Raw genomic sequence first — 24114 nt, 5'->3', positions numbered from 1 at the left:
GAGTCCTTTACAATTCGCGGGCGGGGGTTCCCATCAGCAGCACGGGATCCAGGGTCACTTCCTGGCGGCCGTTGCTCACCCAGAGCTGGCCGTCGGAGATGGTGCAGGTGAGCTGCATGGTGCGCTCCACCATCTCGGTCAGCGGCAGGGTCTGGCTGTCGGAGAGCTCAATCACGGTCAGGTTGTCGTGCAGGCTGAGCTTGCCCTGGTTCTGCTTCCACCAGACGCTGGTGCCACGGCCGCCGTAGAGGTAGAGCACCACATGACGGGAGCGGTTGCACGCCTTCTTGAGACGGCGCTCGTCGGGCTGGCCGAGCTCGATCCAGAGTTCAATCTCGTCGGAATAGTTCTTGCGCCAGAGCTCGGGCTCATCATCGGCAGAGAGGCCCTTGGTGAACTCCAGCCGCTCGGCGGCGTGCCAGGCGAAGGCGGCCAGCCGGATCATCATCCGCTCGTCGGTCTCGGAGGGGTGACGGGCCAGGGTGAGAGAGAAGTCCTGATAGAGATTGCGATCCATGTCGGACAGGCTGAGCTGAGCCTTGAATACGGTTGCCTTGAGAGCCATAGAAAACCTTGAATACCTTGGGAAGCGGGCCGAAACGAAAAACTGCGCGCCAGTGTAATCAAAATCGGCGGCAGGTTCGACCTCAAGCAGCACAGATTTGGCCCGGCTCGCGCAGATAACGGCCTGCAGAGGCTCCAAAAACAAATGCCAGTCAGAAGACTGGCATTTGGCGGTATGAACGAAAGAAGCGGATCACTTCTCGGCGGACTTGACCCCGAAGGCATTGAGCAGCAGGCAGCAGGTCACTGCCACCGCTACAAACCCGCTCAGGAAGATAAAGGGCATGGCCCCGTATCCCAATACAGTCCAGATGGTTTGTTCAAGCAGACTCATTATGTGTCCTTCATCCAGTGAAATGGGTGTCCCTTTCGTGACGGGGTTATCCCCCCGTTCCTGATGATGCTATTTGACCCCAACCAGCGCCTGAGTCCTATGCCACCAAAGTAATAAATAGGGGGCTACTTTGCGTTGGATCAACAATTTATCCCTTGCCGAGGAAAAATATGGACGCAATTCAACCCGTTGTCAGCCTGCAGCCCTCTCCTTCGCCATCGCTGCGCCAAAAAGAAGGAGGCGACCCTGGGGTCGCCTCCTTGTCAGTTGGCCTGTTGCCGCGAGCGGCGCACCCTCAATAGAAGCGCTGCTGCTCCGCCGCCATCGCCTTGAGGCGATCGCAGGGGGCGAAGCGATCGCCATGGCGCTTCTGGTAGTGCTCAAGACGCGCCACCAGGTGCTCGATGCCAAGGCTGTCCATGTAGCGGAACGGGCCCCCCAGGAACGGCGGGAAGCCGATGCCGAAGATGGCGCCGATGTCGCCATCGCGGGCCGAGGCCACCACGCCGCTGTCGAGCGCCATGGCCGCTTCGTTGAGCATCATCAGCACGCAGCGCTCGGCGATCTCCGCCTTGGCCTGTTTGGCCTGGGGGCTGACGCCCAAGACGCCGTAGACGCTGTCGTCCACCTTCTTCTTGCCCTTGGCGGCCTTGCCATAGAGGTAGAAGCCCTTGCCGTTCTTGCGCCCCTTGCGATCGTTTTGCAGCAGCTTGTCAAAGGCCGCCGGCGCCTGGAAGCGCTCGCCCCCCAGCTCTTTCTCGAGGATCGGGGAGATCTTGGCGCCAACGTCGATCCCCACCTCGTCCAGCAGGGTGATGGGGCCCACCGGGAAGCCGAAATCGAGCAGGGCACCGTCCAGCACCTCCACTGGCTCCCCTTCCAGCACCAGGCGCGCCGCCTCGTTCATGTAAGGAGCCAGGATGCGGTTGACGTAGAAGCCCGCCTCATCCTTGACCACGATGGGGGTCTTGCCCTGGGCACGGGCGAAGGCCAGGGTAGTGGCAACCGTCTCGGCACTGGTGCCGGCGTGGGGGATGATTTCCGCCAGCGGCATCTTGTCCACCGGGCTGAAGTAGTGCAGCCCCACCACCCGCTCCGGGTGTGCCGCCGCCGAGGCGATCTGGTGGATAGGCAGGGAGGAGGTGTTGGAGGCAAACACTGTGTGCTCGCCACATTCGCGCTCCACGTCCTGCACCATCTGGTGTTTGAGGGCGAGATCTTCGAACACGGCTTCCACCACCATGTCGACCCGGTGGAAACCGGAGTAGTCGAGGGTGCCGGTGAGCAGGCTCATCTGCTTCTCAAGCTCGCTGCGCAGGATATGACGACGCTTGAGCTTCTTGGTCAGGATGTCGTAGCTGTAGCGCATGGCGTTGCCGATGCCGGCACTGGCCACGTCCTTGATCCGTACCGGTACCCCCGCCTTGGTGGCGGTGACGAAGGCGATGCCGCCCCCCATCAGACCGCCGCCCAGCACGGCGGCATGGCCCACCTTGCGCGGCTCGGCCCCCTGATAGGTGACCTCCTTCTTCATCTCGGTGGTGGCAAAGAAGATGGAGCGCAGGGCGGCGGATTCGCTGGTCATCACCAGCTCGCCAAAGTGGCGGGATTCGGCGGCAAGGCCTGCCTGCATCCCCTCTTCCACCCCGATGCGCACCACCTCCAGGATCAGCTCAGGAGCCGGGTAGTTGCCGCGGGTCTTCGCCTTCACCCCCTTGCGGGCCTGATCGAACAATACCTTGCGGCCGAGCTTGTTGGTCTCCAGCAGTTTGCCCTGCAGATCTCGCTTGAGCTCGTGCCGGGGCTTGCCCTTCTTGGCCAGCTTGATGGCGGCCTCCAGCAGGATGGAGGGCGGCACCACATCGTCCACCAGCCCCAGTTTCCTGGCCTGCTTGGCCCGCACCTGCTTGCCGGTCAGCATCAGGTCGAGCGCCTTGGCCACCCCGATGAGGCGCGGCAGACGCTGGGTCCCGCCGGAGCCCGGCAGCAAGCCCAGTTGCACCTCGGGCAGGCCGAGCACCGTCTTGCCGTGATCGGTGACCACCCGGCCATGACAGGCCAGCGCCAGCTCCAGCCCGCCGCCGAGGCAGGGGCCGTGGATGGCGGCGATCACCGGAATGGGCAGCGACTCGATCTCGGCGAAGATCACCTGCCCTTCCCGCGACAGCGTCTCGGCATCCTTAGCACTGGTGCAGGCCGCCAGCATGCTGATGTCGGCGCCGGCGATGAAGGAGTCCTTCTTGCCTGAGACCACCACCAGGCCGATCAGCTCTTTATTGGCTTTCACCTCGGCCAGCACCGCGCGGATCTCGTCCACGAAGGCGGCTTTGAGGGTATTCATGCTCTCGCCCGGCACATCCATGGTGAGAATGCCGATGCCATCCTGGCGCACCGCCAGGGAAAAAGTCTTCTCGCTCATCACTCTACCTCCAACACCATGGCCACGCCGAGACCGCCCGCCGCACAGGCGGTGTTCAGCCCCAATCCTCCTCCCCGACGCCGCAGCTCGTGCAGGGTCTGGGTGATCATCCGCGCACCGGTGGCGGCAAAGGGGTGACCATAGGCCAGCGAGCCACCGAGGACGTTGAATTTGTCCATGTCCACTTCGCCGATGGCCTGATCGCGCCCCAGCTTGCTCTGGGCAAACTCGTGGCTGGCAAACATCTTGAGGTTGGCCAGGGTCTGGGCGGCAAAGGCTTCGTGCATGTCGATCAGAGTGAGATCGCTGAGCGTGATGCCGGCGCGGTCCAGCGCCAGCGGGGTGGCGTAGGAGGGGCCCATCAGCATGTCCTGCCACACATCGATGGCAGAAAACGCGAAGCTGCGGATATAGCCGAGCGGCTCGAGACCGAGCTCGCGGGCCCGCCCTTCGCGCATCAGCAGCACGGCGGCAGCGCCGTCGGTGAGCGGGGTGGCGTTGGCGGCGGTGACGGAGCCGTGCAGTCGGTCAAACACCGGCTTGAGCTTGGCGTAGCTCGCCAGATCCGAACTTTCGCGGATGTTGTTGTCTCGCTCCAGCGGCGCCTTGTAAGGAGGCACGTGAGCGGTGAACACCTCGCCATTGAGCTTGCCATCGGCCCAGGCCTGAGCGGCCAGGGTATGGGAGCGGTGCGCCAGCGCGTCTTGCGCCTCGCGGCTGATCTGGTGGCTCTTGGCCATCTGCTCGGCGGTCTGGCCCATGGAGAGACCGGTGGAGTACTCGGCCACGGCGGGCGGCACCGGCAGCAGATCCTTGACCCGCAACTGGCGCAGGATATTGAAGCGCTGCTGCAGATTGCGCGCCTTGTTGAGATCCACCAGGGCGCGGGCCAGCTTCTTGCTCACCCCGATGGGCAGCACGGAGGAGGAGTCGGCACCGCCGGCGATGGCGATGTCCACCGTGCCGGCCATGATGGATTCGGTGACGTTGGCGACGGCCTGGAAACTGGTGGCGCAGGCGCGCGACACGCTATAGGCATCGGTGCTGACGCTCATGCCAGTGCCGAGCACGATCTCGCGGGCGATGTTGGGGGCTTCCGGCATCTGTACCACCTGGCCGAACACCAGCTGGTCGATGAGCTTGGGATCGAGATCGGTGCGAGCGAGCATCTCGCTCACCACCAGTTTGCCCAGATCCACCGCTGGCACGCCGTGAAAGGCAGTGGCCTGCTTGGCAAAGGGGGTGCGCAAACCCGCCACGACGGCAATCCGTTCGCCCTGGCGAGTCGTCAGTTTCAATGGCTCTTTCATCCTGGCTCCTTGATTAAACGAGAAGACTAAAGGGAGAGGTCTGACCTCATTGCGCCACATCTTAACAATCCACTCACAAATTTCATACGGCTGATTGAAACTAAATTGCCGCCATCTTGGCCCCCTCCCTCGCCCTTGTGCGCCAACTGGAGTATAAAAAGATCAACTTCTATGAAAACAACGGGTTTATTGCATGGCAGCGGCCGAGTTCAGACAGCTTGGGGACTATCTTGGTAGTCAGATTCTGGGACAGGGCCCCCTCATCGAGGGGCTGCTGATCGCCCTGTTATGTGAAGGACATGTGTTGATCGAGGGAGCCCCCGGTCTTGCCAAGACCCGGGCCGTCAAGGCGCTGGCCGGCGCGGTGGAGGGACGCTTCGCCCGCATCCAGTTCACCCCCGACCTGCTGCCCGCCGATCTCACCGGCAGTGAGGTGTTTCACCCTCAGGATGCCAGCTTCGTGTTTCAGCCCGGCCCCCTCTTCAACCACCTGGTGCTGGCGGACGAGATCAACCGGGCGCCGGCCAAGGTGCAATCCGCCCTCTTGGAAGCGATGGCCGAGCATCAGATCACCGTGGGCAAGAAGAGCTGGCGCCTGCCGCCCCTCTTTATGGTGGCCGCCACGCAAAACCCGATAGAACAGGAGGGGACCTATCCCCTGCCGGAGGCCCAGCTCGATCGCTTCCTGCTCAAGCTGCTGGTGGACTACCCGAGCCCCGCCATGGAGCTGGCCATCCTCCAGCTCAACGCCCAGGGCGACACCCTGCCAACGCCGCCACTCACCCTGAGCCAGGCCGATCTGCTGGTGGCCCGCAGCGCGGTGCAGGCGGTGCAGATGCAGGGGCGCCTCGAACACTATCTGGTGCAGCTGGTCTGCGCCACCCGCCCCGGCAGCGGCTTGTGTCCGGAACTCGAGCCCCTGGTCGCGGTGGGCGCCAGCCCCAGGGCCAGCATAGGTCTGGCCAGGGCGGCTCGCGCCAGGGCCTGGCTGGCCGGGCGGGATTTCGTGCTGCCCGAAGACATTCAGCAGCTGGCGCCGGCCGTGCTGCGCCATCGCCTCATTCCCAGTTATCAGGCGCTGGCTGACAACCTCGACAACGAGGCGCTCATCACCCTGCTGCTGGATGCGATCCCATGCCCCTGAGCCCGCTCGCTCCCTCTGCGCAGACCCTGCTGCCATGACGCACGCCGCCGATCCCCTCGCCCATCCAGATATCGCCCTGCCGCTTGCCAGGTTGCTGGCGATCAGGTTGTGGGCCCGGCAGGGGCCGCGCTCGCCCATTCAACCGGTGGCGCAGGGGCGGCTGGGCCGCACGCCGGGGCTCATCTTTCGCGAGCTGCGCGCCTATCAGGCCGGTGACGAGGTGCGCCACATCGACTGGCGGGTGACCGCCCGTCTCGGTCGCCCTTATACCCGCCTCTACAGCGAAGAGCAGGATCAGGCCCACTGGCTGCTGCTCGACCTCTCCCCGGCCATGTACTTCGGCTCACATCACCAGCTCAAGGCACGCCTGGGCTGCGAGCTGGCCGCCGCCCTGCTCTGGCAAGGGGAAAAGCAGGCCAACACCCTGATCTGCCACGGCGTGGAGACACACCTGCAACATCAGCGCGGCCCGCTGGTGCCGCTGCTGGAGGCCCTCTGCCACCATTACCGGCTGGGGCTGGCACGCACACCGCCACCCCACGCCCTGGCCCATACCCTGGCCCGGCTCAACCTGCCCCACGGCGCCAGATTGACCCTGATCACCGATCACAGCCCCCTCGATGAGGCGCTCTGCCGCCAGTTGCAGCTGCTCGGTCGGCGCCATGACATTCATTGCTGGCAGATCCGCGATCCGCTGGAGGCAGCCCTGCCCGCCCAGGGCCGCCTGGCGGTGCGCGCCGGCCAGCAGAGCGGCTGGCTCGAGGCCGGCGAAGCGGGGTTCGCCTGGCGCTATCAAGCGGCCGCCGAGCAGCTGGCCCGCCAGAGCCATCAGCAACTGCTGCCGCTGGTGCAGCGCCTCTACCGGCTCGACAACGGCCAGCCGCTGCAACGCCAGTGGCAGGAGGGGGCATGTCGCCAATTCTGAGCTGGCTTGCCAGCGCCGTACCGGGCAGCAGCGTCCCCACTTCCCCGCTGGCGGCCCAGCTGCGCGACATTCATCCCGGCCCACCGCTGCAGCTCGCCTCTGATCCCCGCCTGCTGGGCTGGTGGTGGCTGCTGATCGCTCTGCTGGTCGGCACCTTGATCATCCTCGGCGTGCAGAGCCTGTTGCGTTATCGCCGCTGGCGGCGGCAGCTCGACTGGCAGGCCCCCGATCTGGTACCCAGGTTGCAGGCCGTGATGCGCGAGGCCGTGCTGCCGCGCTGGCCCGAAGCGGCCTCCCTGCAGGGCGAGCCCTGGCTTGTCTTTCTTGATTCTTTGGGGCTCGATTCTTTGGGGCTCGATTCTTTGGGGCTCGATCCTCTGGGAGGCAGCCGCTTTCGCGAGCTGGCCCCGCACTGGTCTGCCTGGCTCTACGGCGGTCAAAGCCCGGATGCGCAGCAGCGCCAGACACTGCGCCGGGCCTACCTCGCCTGGGGACGTCACTGCATCTGCCCGCCAGCCTGGTTGCTGGCGCTGCGCACTCGCTGGCGAAGCCATACAAGAGATGTGCACATCCGGAGGCAGCCATGATCCTCGCCTGGCCCTGGTTTGCCCTGGCGCTGGTGCTGCCGCTGCTGGTGCGCTTCGGTCTGCCACCCCGCCCCAGCAGCGCACACGACCCCGGCGTGCTGAACCATGCCGGCTTTCCTCTGCTGCGCCCCCATGCCGGCCAGCCCCTGTGGCGGATGGCGCTGTGCTGGTGCGCCCTGGTGCTGGCGCTCTGCCGCCCCCAGTGGCAGGAGCCGCCTCAGGTGAGCTATCAGAGCAGCCGGGATCTCATCCTGGCGGTGGATCTCTCCGACAGCATGCGCACCCAGGACATGCTGGACGACGGGGAGCAAAAAGACCGGCTCAGCGCGGTGCGCCAGCAGATAGACAGGCTCATCGCCGCCCGCCCCGGCGATCGCATCGCCCTCATCGTGTTCGCCGACCACGCCTACCTGCTCTCGCCCCTGACCCAGGAGACCAACGCCCTGCTCGGCCTCACCCGCGAGCTCGATTTCGAGCTGGTGGGGCGCACCACCGCGCTGGGCGAGGCCATTCTGCTTTCTCGCCAGCACAAGGCTCCCAACCGCTCCACCGCCCTCTTGCTGGTCACCGACGGGCGCAACACTGCCGGCAGCGCCGATCCCCTGAGCGAGGCCAAGCAGGCCGCCGCCGCAGGCATTCGCCTCTATACCCTGGGGGTGGGCGCCGATCCGGATACCTTTGCCGAGGCCATGGCACCCGCGCTGACCCCGGCCCAGAGCGACCCCAGCGCCGAGCTGGACGAAGCCCTCTTGCAGCAACTGGCCGAGGTGGGCCATGGCCGTTACTTCCGGGCGCGCACCCAGGGGGATCTCGAGGCCATCAATCAGGCGCTGGATACCCTGGAGCCCGTCGCCACCGTGCAGACCCGCTATCGCCCCAACGTGGAGCTCTACCCCTGGCCCCTGGCGCTGGCCTGGTTGCTGCTGAGCTGGCCAGCCCGTTTGCGCTGGCCAGCGCGACTGACTCGCAAGGCCTTGCCTGATCAGCCGTCCCGAGGCGCCCCATGATGGAGCTCACCCTGCTGCGCCCACTCTGGTTGCTGGCCCTGCTGCCCTGGCTGTGGCAGGGGTGGCGCCGTCGCCGCCAGGCCCCGCTGCTGGCCCCCGCCATGCAGGCCTATCTGCTGCCGGGACAGCGGCGCCAGCGCCCCTGGCTCTGGCTGGCCTGCCTGCCGGTGATCCTGGCCTTGAGCGGCCCGGCCCTGCGCCAGCAGAGCCTGAGCGTGCCAAGCCCCGCCCTCGACATCTGGCTGCTGGATCTCTCCCGCTCCATGCTGGCCACCGACCTGTTGCCGGATCGGGCCACCCGGGTGCGGGTGCTGCTGCAGGATCTGCTGGCCGACAGCGAGCGGCAGGAAGCAGCCCATCCCATCGCCCTCATTCTGTTTGCCGGGGATGCCTACCTCGCCATGCCGCCCACCCGGGATCAGCAGGCCATCGCCCTGCTGCTGCCCGACCTGCGCCCGGCCATCATGCCAAGACAGGGCAGTGCGCCCGAGCGCGCCGTGGCACTGGCGCTCAAGCAGATCCCCGCCGGCCGGCAGGCCCGCCTGCTGCTGATCACCGATGACCTGACCGCCCGTCAGGCCGAGCGGATCAAGGCGAGCTGGCCCTGCCAGGGCAACCTCTTTTGCCACCCCGAAGTGCAAGCCCGTCTCGATATCCTGCTGGTCAACGCAGGCCAGGCCAGTCAACTGCCCGCCACCCTGGGCGGCGGCCTTGGCCGCGAGCTGCCCGCCCCGGATGTGGCAACGCTGCAGCAGCTGGCCGGCGAACTCGGCGGTCAGCTGCAGTGGCTGCAGCAAGGATTGCCGCATTTTTCCCCCCTGCCCATGAGTCAGACCACAGGCGCCCACCAGGCGCAGGATCTCGGCCCCTGGCTGCTGCTGCCCCTGCTGCCGCTGGCACTGCTGGCCCGCATCGGTAGCCTCTGGCTGGTGATGATGGGGACACTCTTGCTGACGCCCCCCTCCCTGCAGGCCAATCCGGCGCTTGCCAGCATGCCCCCCGGCGGGGACAACCTGGCCTGGCAGGCCTTCTTGCAGGGACGCTATCAGGAGGCGGCCCGCGCCTTTGCCGATCCCGTCTGGCAGGGCAATGCCTGGTATCGGGCCGGCGACTACGGCCGGGCCGTTGCCGCCTACGGCCGGGCCAACAGCGCCACCGCCCACTACAACCGGGGCAACGCCCTGGTACAGCTGGGCCAGCTGGCCGCCGCCGAGCAGGCCTATCTGGCTGCGCTGGCACTGGCCCCCAACCATGAAGACGCACTTTACAACCTGGCGCTGCTGCGCGCCCAGCCGCCCGCGGCAGCACCAGAGGCGCAGGATCCCAAGCCTGTCGATCCCCCCGAACAGGCCGCTACCCCGGATGTCCCGCTACCTCCATCCCCCCCCGTACTGCTGCTGGAGCAGCGGCTGCGCAAGGAGGATCAGCGCAGGCGCGAGCAGGAGGCCGACAAGGGCCTTCTCCCCACAAGAGGGGAGGATCCCTGGTGACGCGCCTCTTTGCCCCTTGCCATGCGCTCTGCCTTCTGCTGCTCTGGCTGCTGCCGGCGCAGCTCTTTGCCGCCCCGCCCCGGGCCGAGCTGCTGCCGGGGGCCGATCGCCGCGACTGGCTGCTGATCATCGAAGCGGACGGCGAGCGCCAGAGCGATGAACTCGCCATCACCCCCCTGCTGCGCCGCTTTGCGGTGGGCAAGGTGACCATGAGCCGGGTCACGGCTCCACAGCAAAACCTGACCCGCTGGCAGATCCCCCTGCACCTGCTGGACGACGCAGAGCAGCAGGTGCCGGCTCTGTCGCTGGGGACGGAGCAGACACCGTCCATCCCCTTTCCGCCGCGCTCCGAGAGCGGCAGCCTGGTGCCTGCACCAGCCATCTCCCCCATCGAGTTGCAGGCCCGAGTGCTGCAACAGGGGCCGCTCTACCCCGGTCAGCCCTTTGTCTATCAGCTCAGCCTCTGGCTGCCCGCCAACATGGAGGCCCCCAACCTCACCGAACCGGCCAGCGATGCCTTCACCGTCCGCCGTCTCGGCAACGATCAGTGGCAGCCCCCGGCGAGCCCCAGCCTGCCGGGCCGGCTGACCCGCAGCTGGCTGTTGCAGGCCAGGGAGGCCGGGCGCCATCCGCTGGAGTCCCCCCGCTTTCAGGGGCGCCTGCCGCAAGATGACGGCGGCAGCGACCCCCTCTCGGCCCGGGCCGCCACCCTGTTCGTGCAGATCGACGAGCCTCCGCTGCAACCGGTGGCGAGCCGGCTCACCCTGAGCCAGCGGCTGGATCCCACCACCGGCGCCAGAGCGGGCGAACCGGTGATCCGCACCCTGACCCTCACCCTGGAGGGGGGGGATGGCAGTCGCCTCAATCTGGCACGTCTCGGCTCATCCGGCCTGCCCGCCGGCGTGCAGGCCAGACCGGATGGAGAGCAGCAGCAGGAGCGCTATCTCGCCGAGGGGACGCTGCGCTTCGAGCGCGAGTGGCGTCAGGCCCTGACCGTCGACGAGCCCGGCGACTACCTGCTGCCCGCCATCGAGCTGGCCTGGTTCAACACCCAACACAAGCGCATCGAATACGCGCACTTACCCGCCGTCCCCCTGCACATCACCGCGGGCGCGCAGGGGCAACTGGCACAGGATGGGCCGAACGACGAGAGCCTGCGCTGGGTCATCTGGGCTCTGCTGCTGCGCGCCTGCTGGCGCCACGGGCCGCGCTGGCACGCCTTTTATCGCCTGCAGCGGGCGCTGGCCCGCACCGAGGCCGAGCCGATCCGCCAACACCTGCTTGGCTGGGCCGCCCTGCGCTGGCCACAGCCCCATCTTCGTCTCGACACCCTGCCCTGTCGCCGCGATCCCGCCCTTGCGCCCCACTTCGCCGCCCTGGAGCGAGCCTGTTTTGCCGCCGTCTCCCCCGCTGGCCATGATGGGCACGACTGGCGTGGCTTTGCCGCGGCCCTATGCGGCCAGGAAACTTTTGCGATAGCCTATGGCCTCAGGCAACTGGCCCGGATCGGTGGATCCGGGCCTTCATTCAAATAAGGAAGCCCAGCGATGGCTTTAGGATTTTTCAGAAAAAAAGGCGCCACGGTCGGAAAGGATCCCACGACCTCCCCGGTCTATGGAGGTATGGCCGACAAACAAACCAAATACGAAGCCCTGGTGCATGCCCTGCACGGGGACATCTACCGCTATGCCTACTGGCTGTGCCGGGATCCGCAAGTGGCGGAAGACCTGGTGCAGGAGACCTTCCTGCGCGCCTGGAAGGGGATAGACACCCTGGTGGATGACAAGGCCGCCAAGGCCTGGCTCATCACCATACTGCGGCGAGAGAACGCCCGGCGCTTCGAGCGCAAGCAGTTCGATCTCGTCGATCTCGACGAGCACCCCCAGAGCGATCAGGAGGCGCTGCACAGCGAGCAGGAGATGGAGAACGAGTGGCTCAGACGCCACATCGCCCGCCTGCCGGCAGAATACCAGGAGCCCCTGCTGCTGCAGGTGCTGGGAGGCTTCAGCGGCGACGAGATCGCGGCGCAACTGGGGCTGAACAAGAACACCGTCATGACCCGCCTGTTTCGGGCCCGCAACCAGATCAAAGAGGCCATGGAGTCAACGATCCAACAGAGAGGACACACCAATGGATGAGCTGGAATTTCGCCGTCGGGCCATAGCCCATCCACATGAGCAGGATCCCGCGTTTCTCGAGCAGGCCCAGCGCTCCCCCGCCAATCGCAAGCATCTGGAAGAGATGAAGCAGCTCGATCGCAGCCTGCAGCGGGCGATGGAGGTCGAGGTGCCGGCCGGCCTGGCCGAGCGCATCCTGCTCAGGCAGGCACTGGAAGCAGATCAGGAGCAGGTGGTGCCCCTGCCGGTGCGCCCGCGCAGCAACTGGCGTGCGCTGGCGATGGCCGCCTCGGTTGCCTTCCTGCTCGGCATGAGCACCCGCTGGCTGAGCTGGCCGCAGGCCACCCCGGACGAACTCTCACTGGCCCAGGTCGCCATGGCCCACGTCTATGGCGAGGAGCCCTTCATCAAGGATGTGGACGAGCAGGTGAGCCTGCGCACCATCAACGCCAAGATGGAGAAATATGGCGCCACCCTGATGGGCATGCAGGGGCTGAAGATCACCTATGTCAACCACTGCTCCTTCTATCAGGGGCCGGCGCTGCACATGGTGCTGCAGGGCAAGATGGGCCCGGTCACCCTGTTCCTGGTGCCCAAGCATGTGCCGCTCACCCTGCAGCCCACCTTCGAGGATGGCCAGCTCAAGGGGGAGATCCTGCAACTCAAGGGGGCCAACATGGTATTGATCGGTGACATGGAGGAGCCGCTGGCACCGGTGGCGCAGCAGCTGGAATCCCGACTGCACTGGTCGATTTAACAGGTGTTAACGCAATCCTGACCCGAACGAACTCGGGTCAATTCGACGGGCAGACCAGACAACTTGGCTGCCCGTTTCCGCCCTTATCCCCCACGATTTGCCGCCATTTCCGGCTCATTCACGGCAAGTGCCGAAAAATATTTTTGTGATGCAGATCGCCCTATGTGCGTGTTTTTTATCCAATAAATGGTAAAAGAGACTATTTATGCGGCACATTCAAACAAATGATTAACACTCCAGAAACTTTTATGTATTCTGCTGTCACTGGTCTGATTTCTTACCTCCTACCAGATCCATAGAATCACGCCAGAATTGAATGGGAAGAAGCTGAAATAACAACAGATCTTGTCACATACGGAGGCAAAAAAGCCCCGATGCTGACAGAAAATCTGCCTACAAGAGAGAACACTATGACAACTGCCTTTTTCAAAAAGAGCCTGATCGCTGCCGCCGTCACTCTGGCCAGTACCCAAACCTTCGCCGCCGCGTTTCAGCTGAACGAACACTCAGCCTCCGGTCTGGGCCGTGCGTACGCCGGGGAAGCCGCCGTGGCAGACAACGCCTCCGTGTTGTCCCGCAACCCGGCAGCCATGACCCAGTTTGACAAGATGGCGTTCTCCGTATCCGGCACCTACATCAAGCCGGACGTGGATGTAAATGGTGACATCTATGCAGGTTCCGCCAAGATGGCCGGCGCCAGCGAGAGCGGCATCGCACCGAGCGCCTTCGTGCCCGCCACCTACTTCATCCAGCCGCTGAACGATCAGTGGGCCTGGGGTATCGGCCTGTTCTCCAACTACGGTCTGTCGACCGAGTACACCGAGAACTTCAACGGTGGCTCCATTGCCGGCAACACCGAACTGCTGACCTTCAACATCAACCCGAACATCGCCTACCGCGTCAACCAGCACTTCACTTTCGGTGCCGGTGTGAACCTGGTCTATGCCAAGGCTGAACTGAACCGCCGTGCCGGCGTGCTGGCCGCCGTGCCGCCGCTGAGCAGCGTACCGGGTGTCGGCAAAGACACCATCGTCAGCCACCTGAAGGGTGACGACTGGGGTTACGGCTGGAACGTGGGCACCATGTTCGAAGTCAACGAAAACAACCGCTTCGCCCTGACCTACCGCTCCCAGGTGGATCTGAAGTTCAAGGGTGACTACCAGGGTACCTCCTCCGGCTTCAAGACCGTCGGTGGCGAACTGCCGCTGGATCTGCCGGCCCAGGCCGAGTTCGCCGGTTACCACCGTCTGAACCAGCAGTTTGCGGTGCACTACTCCGTCAACTGGACCGACTGGAGCGCCTTCCAGGAGCTCAAGGCCACCAGCGGTCAGTGCAACAGCACCGACGGTGCCGGTGTCTGCCTCTACAAGCCTGAGAAGTTCAAGGACTCCACCCGCTACTCCCTGGGCGGTACCTGGTACGTCAACCCGTCCTGGGAAGCGCGTATCGGCTTTGCCTACGACAACACCCCGATCGAGCCGGAATACCGCAGCCTGAGCATCCCGGACTCCGACCGCGTTTGGTATAGCGCCGGTGCCACCTACCACATCGACAAGGACATGAGCGTCGATTTCGGCATGGCCTATCTGGACGGCAAGAAAGTGGACGTCAACGAGAAGCTGGTTGAAAGCAACGAGGCCCTGCGCTGGAAAGGCACCTCCCACGGCAACGCCTTCCTCGCTTCCGCTCAGTTCAACATGAAATTCTGATCATCAGCGAATTGACCAGAGCGCCTGCGGGCGCTCTTTTTTTATGCTCAATGCCTGTTTCAGCGTACATCTGTAGTAAACAACTGTACGCTTTTCTTTTTTTATCAAGCTATTAGCTGCACATCCTCCAGCATTTAATCCCGTTTTCGTCCGCCAGCTTCCGCGCCCGTTGCCTTACTGGTCGTACCATATAAAATCCTGCATCCAATCAGAAAAACGTTCGAACCCAAGGTTCACTTTCAAGGACAATGCAATGCACTCCATCATGAAGCCGTCTCTCATCGCCCTGCTGGTGCTGTCGAGCCAGGCCCAGGCGGCAGGTTTCCAGCTGGCCGAGCAATCCGCCACCGGCATGGGCCGCGCCTTCGCGGGCGAAGCCGCCATCGCCGACAATGCCAGCGTGCTCTCCCGCAATGCCGCCGCCATGACCCGTTTCGATACCATGGCCTTCTCCGGTGGCTTCATCTATGTGCACCCCGATGTCAACATCGAGGGCACCACCCGGGTGCCGACCGCCAGAGGGCCGGTCGACCTGGATGCGGCGGCCCACGACATCGCCGATGATGCCTGGGTGCCCAACGCCTACCTGATAGTGCCGCTCAACGATCAGTGGCGCCTGGGGCTGGCCGCCACCTCCTATTACGGGCTCGGCGTCAAGATGCCGGACAACTACAATGCCGGCCACTTCGGCAACGTCTCCGACATCAAGACCGTGGATCTGGGCGCCTCGCTGGCCTATCGCGTCAACCGCGTCTGGTCCGTCGGGGCCGGCCTCTCCGCCATTCGGGGCGAAGGGGAAGTGGGCGGCACCTTCCCCTCCAACAACCAGATTGCCAAGCACCTCAAAGGTGATGGCTGGGCCATGGGCTGGAACCTGGGCACCCTGCTGGAGCTGTCGGACGCGACCCGCATCGGCCTCTCCTATCGCCACGACGTGACCCTGAAGCTCTCGGGCGATGCCATCGGCATCGATCAGAACGGTCAGCCCTTCACCGATACCGGCAGCCTGGATCTGCCGCTGCCCGCCACCGCCGAGCTGGCCCTGTTCCATCAGCTGACGCCGGCGCTGGCACTGCACTCGAGCATCAACTGGACCAACTGGAGCAAGTTCGTACAGCTGGAGTCCGAGCTCGACCACCACGGCGTCATGCACATCAAGGACGAACACTGGAATGACAGCTGGCGCTATGCGCTGGGTCTGACCTACCAGCTGGCGCCGCAATGGACACTGCGCTCGGGCCTTGCCTACGACCGCAGCCCGGTGCCGGCAGATCGCCGCACCATCTCCATCCCCGACTCGGATCGGGTCTGGTACAGCGCCGGGGTGGGTTATCAGTTCGATCGCAACCTCTCGCTGGATCTGGGGGTCACCCTGATCGACGGCAAGAAGGTGGACGTGAGCGAAACCATGCAGCTCAAACCCGGCATCCCGCAGACTACCTCCACTTTCCAGGGCACCTCGGAAGGGGACGCCTGGCTGGCCGGCCTGCAGCTCAACTACCTGTTCTGATCCGGCGGGCCTCCTGGGCCCGTCTATTCAAGCACTATGCCAGTTATTGACCGTTTCTGGCCTTCACGCGCTGGCATAGTGCTCTGCTTCACAATAAAATCAATCCAGTACACCCGCTGGAGAGATGCATGTATTCCTACGTAGCAAGGCAGCCCATCCTGGATCGGGAGTTGAAGACCCACGCCTATGAGCTGCTGTTTCGCGACAGTCTGGATAACGTGTTTCCTCCCATCTCCTCCCAGCAGGCCACGGCCAGGCTGGTAGCCGAACAGTTCCTGCAACAGAACATCGATCAGCTGCTCGGCGGCCGCCCCTGCTTCATCAACTTCCCCCACTCCCTGCTGCTGGAAGGACTGGCCGAATGCCTGCCGCCGGAGAAGGTGGTGATCGAAATCCTGGAAGACGCCGCCCCCGACGACGCCCTGCTAGCCAAGGTGAAGCAGTTGCACGAGCTGGGCTATCAGCTGGCACTCGATGACTTCACCCTGTCGCCGGACTGGGAGCGCTTCCTCCCCTACATCCACATCATCAAGTTCGATCTGCGCACCACCTCCCTGTTGCGGATCAAGGTGTTCATCCAGCAGCATCAACAGCTCAAGCTCACCTATCTGGCCGAGAAGGTGGAAGACAAGGCGGAGTTCGAGCGGGCCAAGCGGCTCGGTATCGACCTGTTCCAGGGCTTCTTCTTCAGCCGCCCCGAAATGGTCAAGCAGGCCACCATGGAGCCGGCCCAGGTGGTGGTGATGCAGTTGCTCAACGTGGTCAACCAGGCCGAGCCGGATCTCAACCGCATCGAGCAGTTGCTGAGTCAGGACATCTCCCTGTCACTCAAGCTGCTGCGTTACGTCAACCACCTCAAGAGCCACGCCAACCCCATCTCCTCCTTTCGCCAGGCGGCGGTCTATCTCGGCCACACCCAGCTCAAGCGCTTCGTGACCCTGGTGGCCGCCACCAGCGCCGGCCAGGGCAAGAGCGCCGAGCTCTATCAGATGTCGATGATCCGGGCCCGTTTCTGCGAGCTGCTGGCCCATACCCATGCGCCCACCCAGGAGGCTCAGCAGGCCTTCATCACCGGCCTCTTCTCCCTGCTTGACGTCTTGATGGAGCAGCCGATGGACAAGCTGCTCGGCACCATTCCGCTGATCGAGGAGATCCGGGTCGCCCTGCTCGAGCGCAAGGGCAACCTGGGGTTCTACCTGTCGTTTTGCGAAGATTACGAGAATGCGAACTGGCAGCGGATCACCGCCAGAACGGCCCAATTAGGGCTCAATGAAGAGAAGGTCAGCCAGCTATATCTGACCGCCACCGCCTGGGTCAACCAGCAACTCCAGGCGATGGCGGAGACAGATTAACCCAGCTCGATGGCGACTGCGGTCGCCTCCCCGCCCCCGATGCACAGACTGGCGATCCCGCGCTTGAGGCAACGTTCGCGCAAGGCGTGGATCAGGGTCACCAGGATCCGGGCGCCACTTGCTCCCAGTGGATGACCGAGGGCACAGGCGCCGCCGTTCACGTTCACCTTGTCATGGGGCAGCTTGCAACCCGCCATGGCCAGCATGCTCACCATGGCGAATGCCTCGTTGACCTCGAACAGGTCCACCTCGCCCACCTGCCAGCCCACCTTGGCCAACAAGCCCTCGATGGCCCCGATGGGCGCGCTGGTGAACTCGGCAGGCAGGGCCGCGTGGCTCTGATAACCCACCAGCCGTGCCAGCACGGGCACGCCAAGCTGCGCGGCGGTGTCGGTCCGCATCAGGATCAGCGCCGCCGCCCCATCCGAGATGGAGCTGGCATTGGCCGCCGTGATGGTGCCCGTCTTGCTGAAAGCCGGCTTGAGCTGGGGGATCTTCTCGGGGCGTGCCTTGCCAGGCTGCTCATCCTCGGCCAGCAGCAGGGTCTCTCCGGCCTTCACCGGCGCCAGCTCCGCTGCAAAGGCGCCGCTGCGCTGGGCCGCCAGTGCCCGCTCCAGCGAGGTGATGGCAAAGGCATCCATGTCGGAGCGGGTCAGCCCGGCACGATCCGCGCTCAGCTGGGCATAATGGCCCATCAGTTGACCTTCGTAGGCATCCTGCAGCCCGTCCAGGAACATGTGATCGAGCACGCTCTGGTGCCCCATCCGAAAACCGCTGCGCGCCTTGTCGAGCAGATAAGGGGCACGGCTCATGCTCTCCATCCCGCCGGCGATCACCACGTTCGTGTCACCGAGTCGCAACCCATCGGCCGCCAGCATCACCGCCTTCATGCCGGAACCACACACCTTGTTGACCGTGGTGCAGGGGATGCTGTCCGGCAGGCCCGCCTTCAACACCGCCTGACGGGCGGGCGCCTGGCCGACCCCGGCACTCAGCACGTTGCCAAGATAAGCCTCATCGATCTTCTCCCCCTTGAGCCCGGCCTGCGCCATGGCTGCGGCGATGGCACAGGCACCCAGTTCGGGTGCGCTCAGGTTGGCCAGGGCCCCTTGAAAGGCCCCCATGGGGGTACGTTTGGCCGCAACAATCACGATATCCATCAATTGTACTCTCCTTGTTACATTGAGCTAACATATGCCGCCGCCGTCGCGGGAACAAGACTTGCGGGGCAGTTGACGTTTGGGTAAGGTGCCAGCCAGGATTGACAGTCAAGATAGCGCCATGAACCGAACCAAGGATGACAAACGGACCTACAGCATCAGCGAACTGGCCCGTGAATTTGATGTTACGACCCGAAGTATTCGTTTTTATGAAGATCAGGGACTTTTGAATCCTGCTCGTCAGGGGCAGACCCGGATCTACAGCCGTCAGGACAGAGTGCGGCTCAAGCTCACCCTGCGCGGCAAGCGACTGGGGTTCAGCCTGGCGGACATCCGCGATCTGTTCGATCTCTACGATGCAGACAAGAGCAGCCGTACCCAGCTGCAGACCATGCTGGGACTGGTGGCCGACAAGCGGGATACCCTGCAGCAGCAGCTGGAAGACATCAAGATGGTGCTGCTGGAGCTGGACGCCGCCGAGCAGCGCTGCCAGCAGGCGCTGGAGCAGCTCGGCTGAGGCAAACAGACAAGCATAAAAAAGGGGCCCGCGGGCCCCTTTTCATTGCAACTGGATTATTTGTTCCAGCAGTCCGGATCGTAATCCGGGCTGTAGCGGTCGACGATGACGGCGCAGGCCGCATCACCGGTGATGTTGAGGGCGGTACGGATCATGTCGAACAGACGATCCAGCGCAAACAACAGCGGCAGTCCCTCGATGGGGATCCCGGCGGCCAGCAGCACGGCGACCACCAGGAAGCTCGGGCCAGGTACGCCGGCCTGACCGATGGCCCCCAGGGTGGCGGTCACTATGATAGCGGCCCAGGCACCCATGGAAAGATCGATCTGATAGACCTGGGCGAAGAAGATGGCGACCAGACCGTAATAGATGGCGTTGCCGCTCATGTTGATGGTGGCACCCAGAGGCAGCACGAAGGAGGCCGTGGCATTGCTCACCTTCAGCTCTTTCTCGCAGGTCTCCATGTTGACCGGCAGGGTCGCCATGGAAGAGGCGGTGGAGAAGGCGACGATCTGCGGCTTCTTCATGGCAGACAGGTACTTGCGCACCGGGGTGTTGGAGAAGATCATGACCAGCAGCGGATAGACCACGAAGCCGAAGATCAGGATGGCGGCCAGATAGACCACGAACAGCTTGATCACCAGGGTCAGCACGTCGAAGCCGTAGGTGCCGATGGCGTCGGCCATCAGGCCGAACACGCCGAGCGGCGCAATCAACATCACCTTGTTGATCATCCAGACGAAGGCATCCACCAGGGTGTTCAAACCATCGACCAGCGGCTTGGCCCGCTCGCGGGGCTGCTTGGCCAGCGCGATGCCGAGGAACATGCAGAACACCAGGATCTGCAGGATGTTGGCTTCGTTGAGCGACTGGAAGACGTTGGTCGGGATCATCCCGAGCAGGGTGGCGACCGCATCGGGCAGGGCGCCCTTGTCGGAATAGTCACCGGAGAACATGGAGGCCATGGAGCCGAACTCGACCCCGATCCCGGGTTTGAAGATCTGCCCCATCACCAGTGCCAGCAGCACCGCCAGCGCCGAGGTGCCGAGGAAGAAGGCCAGCGTGGTGACGCCAATCTTGCCTGCTGCCGGGCTGGCCCCCAGATTGGCAGCCCCCGACAGGATGGCCACCGCCACCAGCGGGATCACCAGCATCTTGATGAGCTGGATAAAGAGCGTACCGAGCGGTGCGAACACGGTGGCTTGTTCACCCATGAACGCCCCCACCAGTGCCCCCAGCACCATGGCAACCACGACCTGGAAGCCAACGTTCTTAATGAGTCCTTTTGTTAACACAGAATGTTCCTTTATGTAGCAATTATTTACACTTTCCCAGTGCAATCAACCAAACAGGGGAAGAACAGCTGTCCATTCTCCTGAGCGCGCGCTTTATCTCATATTTATTGGCTGTTTGAAATCGCCAAATCGTTAACGGGAGTTATTGATAAGTTTGCAACAAAGTTAAGATTCAAAAGGAACACGGCGATTTTTCCCGCTTTCATCATGACAACTGACAAAACATTGTGCTATTTTGACTTGGCAAACGTGCATACAGGGATGAAAACATGCTGAAAGTTAACGAATATTTTGACGGAAATGTAAAATCCATCGGTTTCGAGCAAAAAGGGGACAAAGCGACCGTCGGTGTGATGGAAGCGGGTCACTACCAGTTCAATACCGCCGCCCCCGAGCGGATGACGGTGGTCAAGGGTGCCCTTACCATCCAGCTGGCCGATGAGGATGAGTGGCACACCTATGAGCAGGGCCAATCCTTCGACGTGGCCGGCCACTCCTCCTTCAAGCTGGAAGTGAAGACCCCCACCGCTTATCTGTGCGAGTTCCTCGACTAAGCCGCAGACAAGCTGCAGCCCAAGTGGATAAGAGAGCGGACCCGAGTCCGCTCTTTTTCATCTGATCCCCTTCCCGTTTCGGCAACCCTTCGCCGTGACCCCCTCATTTGCGTGCCGCCATCACACCCCTCGGTTTTCCCGCTTTCCATCGACTACAAAAAATTTACAATATTTAGACGAAACCCATAATCGGAGTGGTGTCATGATCAGTGTCTTCGACCTGTTTTCCATCGGGATCGGTCCCTCTTCTTCTCATACCGTGGGGCCGATGCGCGCCTCTTACGCCTTCGTCATCGCACTCAAGCAACAGGGGCTGCTGCCCCGGACCGAACGGGTAGAAGTGGAGTGCTACGGCTCCCTCGGCCAGACCGGCAAGGGCCATGGCACCGGCAAGGCCATCATCCTGGGGCTGGCCGGTTTTGAACCCGAGTCGGTGGACATCGAGGCCATTCCTGCCTTCCTGGCCGAGGTGGAGCGCAGCCAGTCGCTGCGGCTGGCGGGGGAGCAGCCCAGCCAGTTCGCCCGCAGCGGCGCCATCATCTTCAACCGGCGCAAGACCCTGCCCGCCCACTCCAACGGCATGACCCTGCGCGCCTTCGCCGGTGAACAGCTGCTGTTCGAGCAGACCTACTACTCCATCGGTGGCGGCTTCATCATCGAGGAGAGCCACTTCGCCAACGCCAAGGAGGAGGCCGCCCGCTTCGATGCGGCCCACCCCGTTCCCTACCCGTTCGAGAGCGGCGCCCAGCTGCTGACCCACTGCCAGGAGAGCGGCCTCTCCATCTCCGGCCTGATGCTTGCCAACGAGAAGGTGTTTCGCACCGAAGCCGAGATCAAGGCGGGACTGCGCAAGATCTGGCAGGCGATGCAGGGTTGCGTCGAGCGTGGCTGTCGCAGCGAGGGGGTGTTACCCGGCGGGCTCAAGGTGAAACGGCGGGCGCCGGCCCTCTATCGCCAGCTCAGCTGCGAGACCAACTTCAACAAGGATCCGCTGATGGTGATGGAGTGGGTGGATCTGTTCGCGCTGGCCGTCAACGAGGAGAATGCCGCCGGCGGCCGGGTGGTGACCGCCCCCACCAACGGTGCCGCCGGCATCATTCCCGCCGTGCTGCACTATTACGATCGCTTCGTACGCAAGGTGGATGACGAGCTGCTGCTGAGCTACTTCCTCACCGCCGCCGCCATCGGCATCCTCTACAAGAAGAACGCCTCCCTCTCGGGTGCGGAAGTGGGCTGCCAGGGGGAAGTGGGGGTGGCCTGCTCCATGGCGGCGGGGGCACTGACCGAGATCCTGGGCGGCAGCCCGGCGATTGTCGAAAACGCCGCCGAAATAGGCATGGAGCACAACCTGGGGCTCACCTGCGATCCGGTGGGCGGCCAGGTGCAGGTGCCCTGCATCGAGCGCAATGCCATGGGGGCGGTCAAGGCGATCAACGCAGCCCGCCTCGCCCTGCGCGGCACCGGCGAGCACAAGGTGTCGCTGGACAAGGTGATCAAAACCATGTGGGAAACCGGCAACGACATGAAGACCAAATACAAGGAAACCGCCCGCGGTGGCCTGGCGGTTAACATTACCGAGTGTTAAAAATCGGTAACTTGCCCCATTTGGTTCCTAAATACCCGGCATTGTCGGGTATTTTTATGGGCAAACGCTTAACAAAATGGATAAGCATCAAAATAAATTTTATACTCGCCGCTCTGATTCAACAAAAATAGATCTATTTCAACTTTTTTTGGGCCTTGAGCCGTTACACTGTGGTTATCTGGTTCATTGACCTCGGCGACGACGCCCTCGTCCCATGGATCACCCCGTTTCTGCGAGTGGGCATGGCGCCCCCTTCTATCCTGAGGTAATTGTTACATGATCAGCGTTTTTGATATCTTCAAAATCGGTGTTGGCCCCTCCTCTTCCCACACTGTCGGCCCGATGAAGGCAGCCAAACAGTTCGTGGATGAACTGCGTGCAGGCGGCAAGATCCGTGACATCACCCGGATCCAGGTCGATGTCTACGGCTCACTCTCCTGGACCGGTAAAGGTCACCACACCGATACCGCTATCATCATGGGTCTGGCGGGCAACCTGCCGGAAAATGTCGATATCGACGGCATCCCTGAGTTCATCTCCCGCGTCGAACAGACCGGTCGTCTGCCCATCGGCCTGCACTGCCACACCGTCAGCTTCCCGCGCGACGCCATGGTGTTCCATGACGAAGCCCTGCCGCTGCACGAAAACGGCATGAAGCTGACCGCCTTCATCGAAGATGAAGCCGTCTATAGCAAGACCTACTACTCCATCGGCGGTGGTTTCATCGTTGACGAAGAGAACTTCGGCAAGGGCGACAGCGGCGACATGTCCGTCAGCTACCCGTTCAAGAGCGCGGCCGAGCTCATCGCCCACTGCAGCCAGACCGGCCTCTCCATCTCCGCCCTGATGATGGAGAACGAGAAGTGCTTCAACACCCCGGAAGAGATCTACAAGAAACTCGGCAAGATCTGGACCACCATGCGTGAAGGGATCGAGCGCGGCTGCCGCACCGAGGGCGTTCTCTCCGGCCCGCTGCGCGTACCGCGCCGTGCTGCGCCGCTCTATCGCCAGCTGACCACCAACGAGAACCTCTCCAACGATCCGATGAACATCGTCGACTGGGTCAACATGTTTGCCCTGGCGGTCAGTGAAGAGAACGCGGCCGGTGGCCGTGTGGTCACCGCGCCGACCAACGGCGCCGCCGGCATCATCCCGGCCGTGCTGGCCTACTACGACAAGTTCATCCAGCCGGTTGGCCGTGACGACTACACCCGCTTCTATCTGGCTGCGGCTGCCGTCGGCATGCTCTACAAGATGAACGCCTCCATCTCCGGCGCCGAAGTGGGCTGCCAGGGTGAGGTGGGCGTCTCCTGCTCCATGGCCGCCGCCGGCCTGACCGAGCTGATGGGCGGCAGCCCCGAGCACGTCTGTGAAGCTGCCGAGATCGGCATGGAGCACAACCTGGGTCTGACCTGTGACCCGGTTGCCGGTCAGGTGCAGGTGCCCTGCATCGAGCGTAACGCCATCGCCGCCATGAAGGCGGTCAACGCCTCCCGCATGGCGCTGCGTCGTACCTCCAAGCCGCGCGTCTCGCTGGACAAGGTGATCGAGACCATGTACATCACCGGCAAGGACATGGACTCCAAGTACCGTGAAACCTCCCGCGGTGGCCTGGCCATCAAGGTGATGCAGGTTGCCTGCGACTAAGCAGATAACGGCAAATGCAAAAGGCGGGAATTCCCGCCTTTTTTATTGCCCATTATTTCCCGCTCATCACCTTCTTCATGGCGCCATTTCCCTGGGGCTGGCTCGCTAATTTCCGGGACCATCCTGCAGCC

Annotated in this window: 21 protein-coding genes; 15 read left to right on the top strand and 6 right to left on the bottom strand. The window is 63.4% G+C overall.

The window, feature by feature from the left end:
• Positions 1-7 precede the first annotated feature (7 nt).
• The 4 genes from I6L33_RS15095 to fadI form a co-directional block, all read right to left on the bottom strand.
• Positions 8-565: a YaeQ family protein gene (locus tag I6L33_RS15095; RefSeq protein WP_010633897.1), complete on the bottom strand. Its 558-nt coding sequence runs from the start codon at positions 563-565 to the stop codon at positions 8-10.
• Between the two features lie 192 nt (positions 566-757).
• Positions 758-898 carry a TIGR02808 family protein gene (locus I6L33_RS15090; protein WP_005301193.1) on the bottom strand — a complete coding sequence of 47 codons (141 nt, stop codon included), beginning with the start codon at positions 896-898 and terminating at the stop codon, positions 758-760.
• Between the two features lie 295 nt (positions 899-1193).
• On the bottom strand, positions 1194-3317 hold the full coding sequence (gene fadJ / locus I6L33_RS15085) for a fatty acid oxidation complex subunit alpha FadJ (RefSeq protein ID WP_216972827.1): 2124 nt from the start codon (positions 3315-3317) through the stop codon (positions 1194-1196).
• Entirely contained in the window at positions 3317-4627 is a 1311-nt protein-coding gene (fadI, locus tag I6L33_RS15080; RefSeq protein ID WP_005301198.1) for an acetyl-CoA C-acyltransferase FadI, read from the bottom strand. Before fadI ends, fadJ begins: the two co-directional genes overlap by 1 nt.
• Positions 4628-4820: 193 nt before the next feature.
• On the opposite strand from fadI, the gene I6L33_RS15075 reads away from it, so the two are divergent.
• The 11 genes from I6L33_RS15075 (at position 4821) to I6L33_RS15025 (ending at position 17225) form a co-directional block, all read left to right on the top strand.
• Complete coding sequence (locus tag I6L33_RS15075; protein ID WP_216972826.1) at positions 4821-5771, top strand: MoxR family ATPase; 951 nt, start codon at positions 4821-4823, stop codon at positions 5769-5771.
• 34 nt (positions 5772-5805) lie between these two features.
• Positions 5806-6696, top strand: a complete 891-nt coding sequence (locus I6L33_RS15070) for a DUF58 domain-containing protein (protein ID WP_216972825.1) — start codon at positions 5806-5808, stop codon at positions 6694-6696.
• Positions 6681-7283, top strand: coding sequence for a DUF4381 domain-containing protein (locus I6L33_RS15065; RefSeq protein WP_216972824.1), 603 nt, complete (start codon positions 6681-6683; stop codon positions 7281-7283). Before I6L33_RS15070 ends, I6L33_RS15065 begins: the two co-directional genes overlap by 16 nt.
• Positions 7280-8290, top strand: coding sequence for a VWA domain-containing protein (locus I6L33_RS15060; protein WP_216972823.1), 1011 nt, complete (start codon positions 7280-7282; stop codon positions 8288-8290). Before I6L33_RS15065 ends, I6L33_RS15060 begins: the two co-directional genes overlap by 4 nt.
• Positions 8290-9780, top strand: a complete 1491-nt coding sequence (locus tag I6L33_RS15055) for a VWA domain-containing protein (RefSeq protein WP_054544844.1) — start codon at positions 8290-8292, stop codon at positions 9778-9780. Before I6L33_RS15060 ends, I6L33_RS15055 begins: the two co-directional genes overlap by 1 nt.
• Entirely contained in the window at positions 9777-11315 is a 1539-nt protein-coding gene (locus I6L33_RS15050; RefSeq protein WP_054544843.1) for a BatD family protein, read from the top strand. The genes I6L33_RS15055 and I6L33_RS15050 overlap by 4 nt, the downstream gene beginning before the upstream one ends.
• 12 nt (positions 11316-11327) lie before the next feature.
• A complete protein-coding gene (locus I6L33_RS15045; RefSeq protein WP_081013233.1) occupies positions 11328-11918 on the top strand; it encodes a sigma-70 family RNA polymerase sigma factor in 591 nt (196 codons plus the stop codon).
• Positions 11911-12654: a DUF3379 domain-containing protein gene (locus tag I6L33_RS15040; protein WP_017782772.1), complete on the top strand. Its 744-nt coding sequence runs from the start codon at positions 11911-11913 to the stop codon at positions 12652-12654. The genes I6L33_RS15045 and I6L33_RS15040 overlap by 8 nt, the downstream gene beginning before the upstream one ends.
• 410 nt (positions 12655-13064) lie before the next feature.
• Positions 13065-14363, top strand: coding sequence for an outer membrane protein transport protein (locus I6L33_RS15035; RefSeq protein WP_005301224.1), 1299 nt, complete (start codon positions 13065-13067; stop codon positions 14361-14363).
• 253 nt (positions 14364-14616) lie between these two features.
• The gene (locus I6L33_RS15030) at positions 14617-15873 is read left to right on the top strand and encodes an OmpP1/FadL family transporter (protein WP_010633887.1); all 1257 of its coding nucleotides are present in this window, start codon (positions 14617-14619) and stop codon (positions 15871-15873) included.
• A gap of 128 nt (positions 15874-16001) precedes the next feature.
• The gene (locus I6L33_RS15025) at positions 16002-17225 is read left to right on the top strand and encodes an EAL and HDOD domain-containing protein (RefSeq protein ID WP_010633886.1); all 1224 of its coding nucleotides are present in this window, start codon (positions 16002-16004) and stop codon (positions 17223-17225) included.
• Here the strand turns inward: I6L33_RS15025 and I6L33_RS15020 are convergent.
• Positions 17222-18385 carry an acetyl-CoA C-acyltransferase gene (locus I6L33_RS15020; RefSeq protein ID WP_216972822.1) on the bottom strand — a complete coding sequence of 388 codons (1164 nt, stop codon included), beginning with the start codon at positions 18383-18385 and terminating at the stop codon, positions 17222-17224. The two genes, I6L33_RS15025 and I6L33_RS15020, sit on opposite strands and share 4 nt — an antisense overlap.
• A 121-nt stretch (positions 18386-18506) precedes the next feature.
• On the opposite strand from I6L33_RS15020, the gene I6L33_RS15015 reads away from it, so the two are divergent.
• A complete protein-coding gene (locus tag I6L33_RS15015) occupies positions 18507-18902 on the top strand; it encodes a MerR family DNA-binding transcriptional regulator (protein WP_005301228.1) in 396 nt (131 codons plus the stop codon).
• Between the two features lie 56 nt (positions 18903-18958).
• Here I6L33_RS15015 and I6L33_RS15010 read toward each other — a convergent pair whose 3' ends face one another.
• Positions 18959-20197, bottom strand: a complete 1239-nt coding sequence (locus tag I6L33_RS15010; RefSeq protein ID WP_216972821.1) for a dicarboxylate/amino acid:cation symporter — start codon at positions 20195-20197, stop codon at positions 18959-18961.
• A gap of 269 nt (positions 20198-20466) precedes the next feature.
• On the opposite strand from I6L33_RS15010, the gene I6L33_RS15005 reads away from it, so the two are divergent.
• From I6L33_RS15005 to I6L33_RS14995, 3 genes are all read left to right on the top strand, one after another.
• Positions 20467-20751: a pyrimidine/purine nucleoside phosphorylase gene (locus tag I6L33_RS15005; RefSeq protein WP_010633884.1), complete on the top strand. Its 285-nt coding sequence runs from the start codon at positions 20467-20469 to the stop codon at positions 20749-20751.
• A 202-nt stretch (positions 20752-20953) separates the two neighbouring features.
• The gene (locus I6L33_RS15000) at positions 20954-22336 is read left to right on the top strand and encodes an L-serine ammonia-lyase (RefSeq protein WP_216972820.1); all 1383 of its coding nucleotides are present in this window, start codon (positions 20954-20956) and stop codon (positions 22334-22336) included.
• A 276-nt stretch (positions 22337-22612) separates the two neighbouring features.
• The gene (locus I6L33_RS14995) at positions 22613-23983 is read left to right on the top strand and encodes an L-serine ammonia-lyase (RefSeq protein WP_005301233.1); all 1371 of its coding nucleotides are present in this window, start codon (positions 22613-22615) and stop codon (positions 23981-23983) included.
• Positions 23984-24114: the final 131 nt, after the last annotated feature.

Origin of the sequence: Aeromonas sp. FDAARGOS 1403 (assembly GCF_019047325.1) — a bacterium.
Taxonomy (GTDB): Bacteria; Pseudomonadota; Gammaproteobacteria; order Enterobacterales; family Aeromonadaceae; genus Aeromonas; species Aeromonas dhakensis.
Note: the sequence above shows the minus strand (reverse complement) of the source record. Positions and strands in the feature narration are given on the sequence as shown.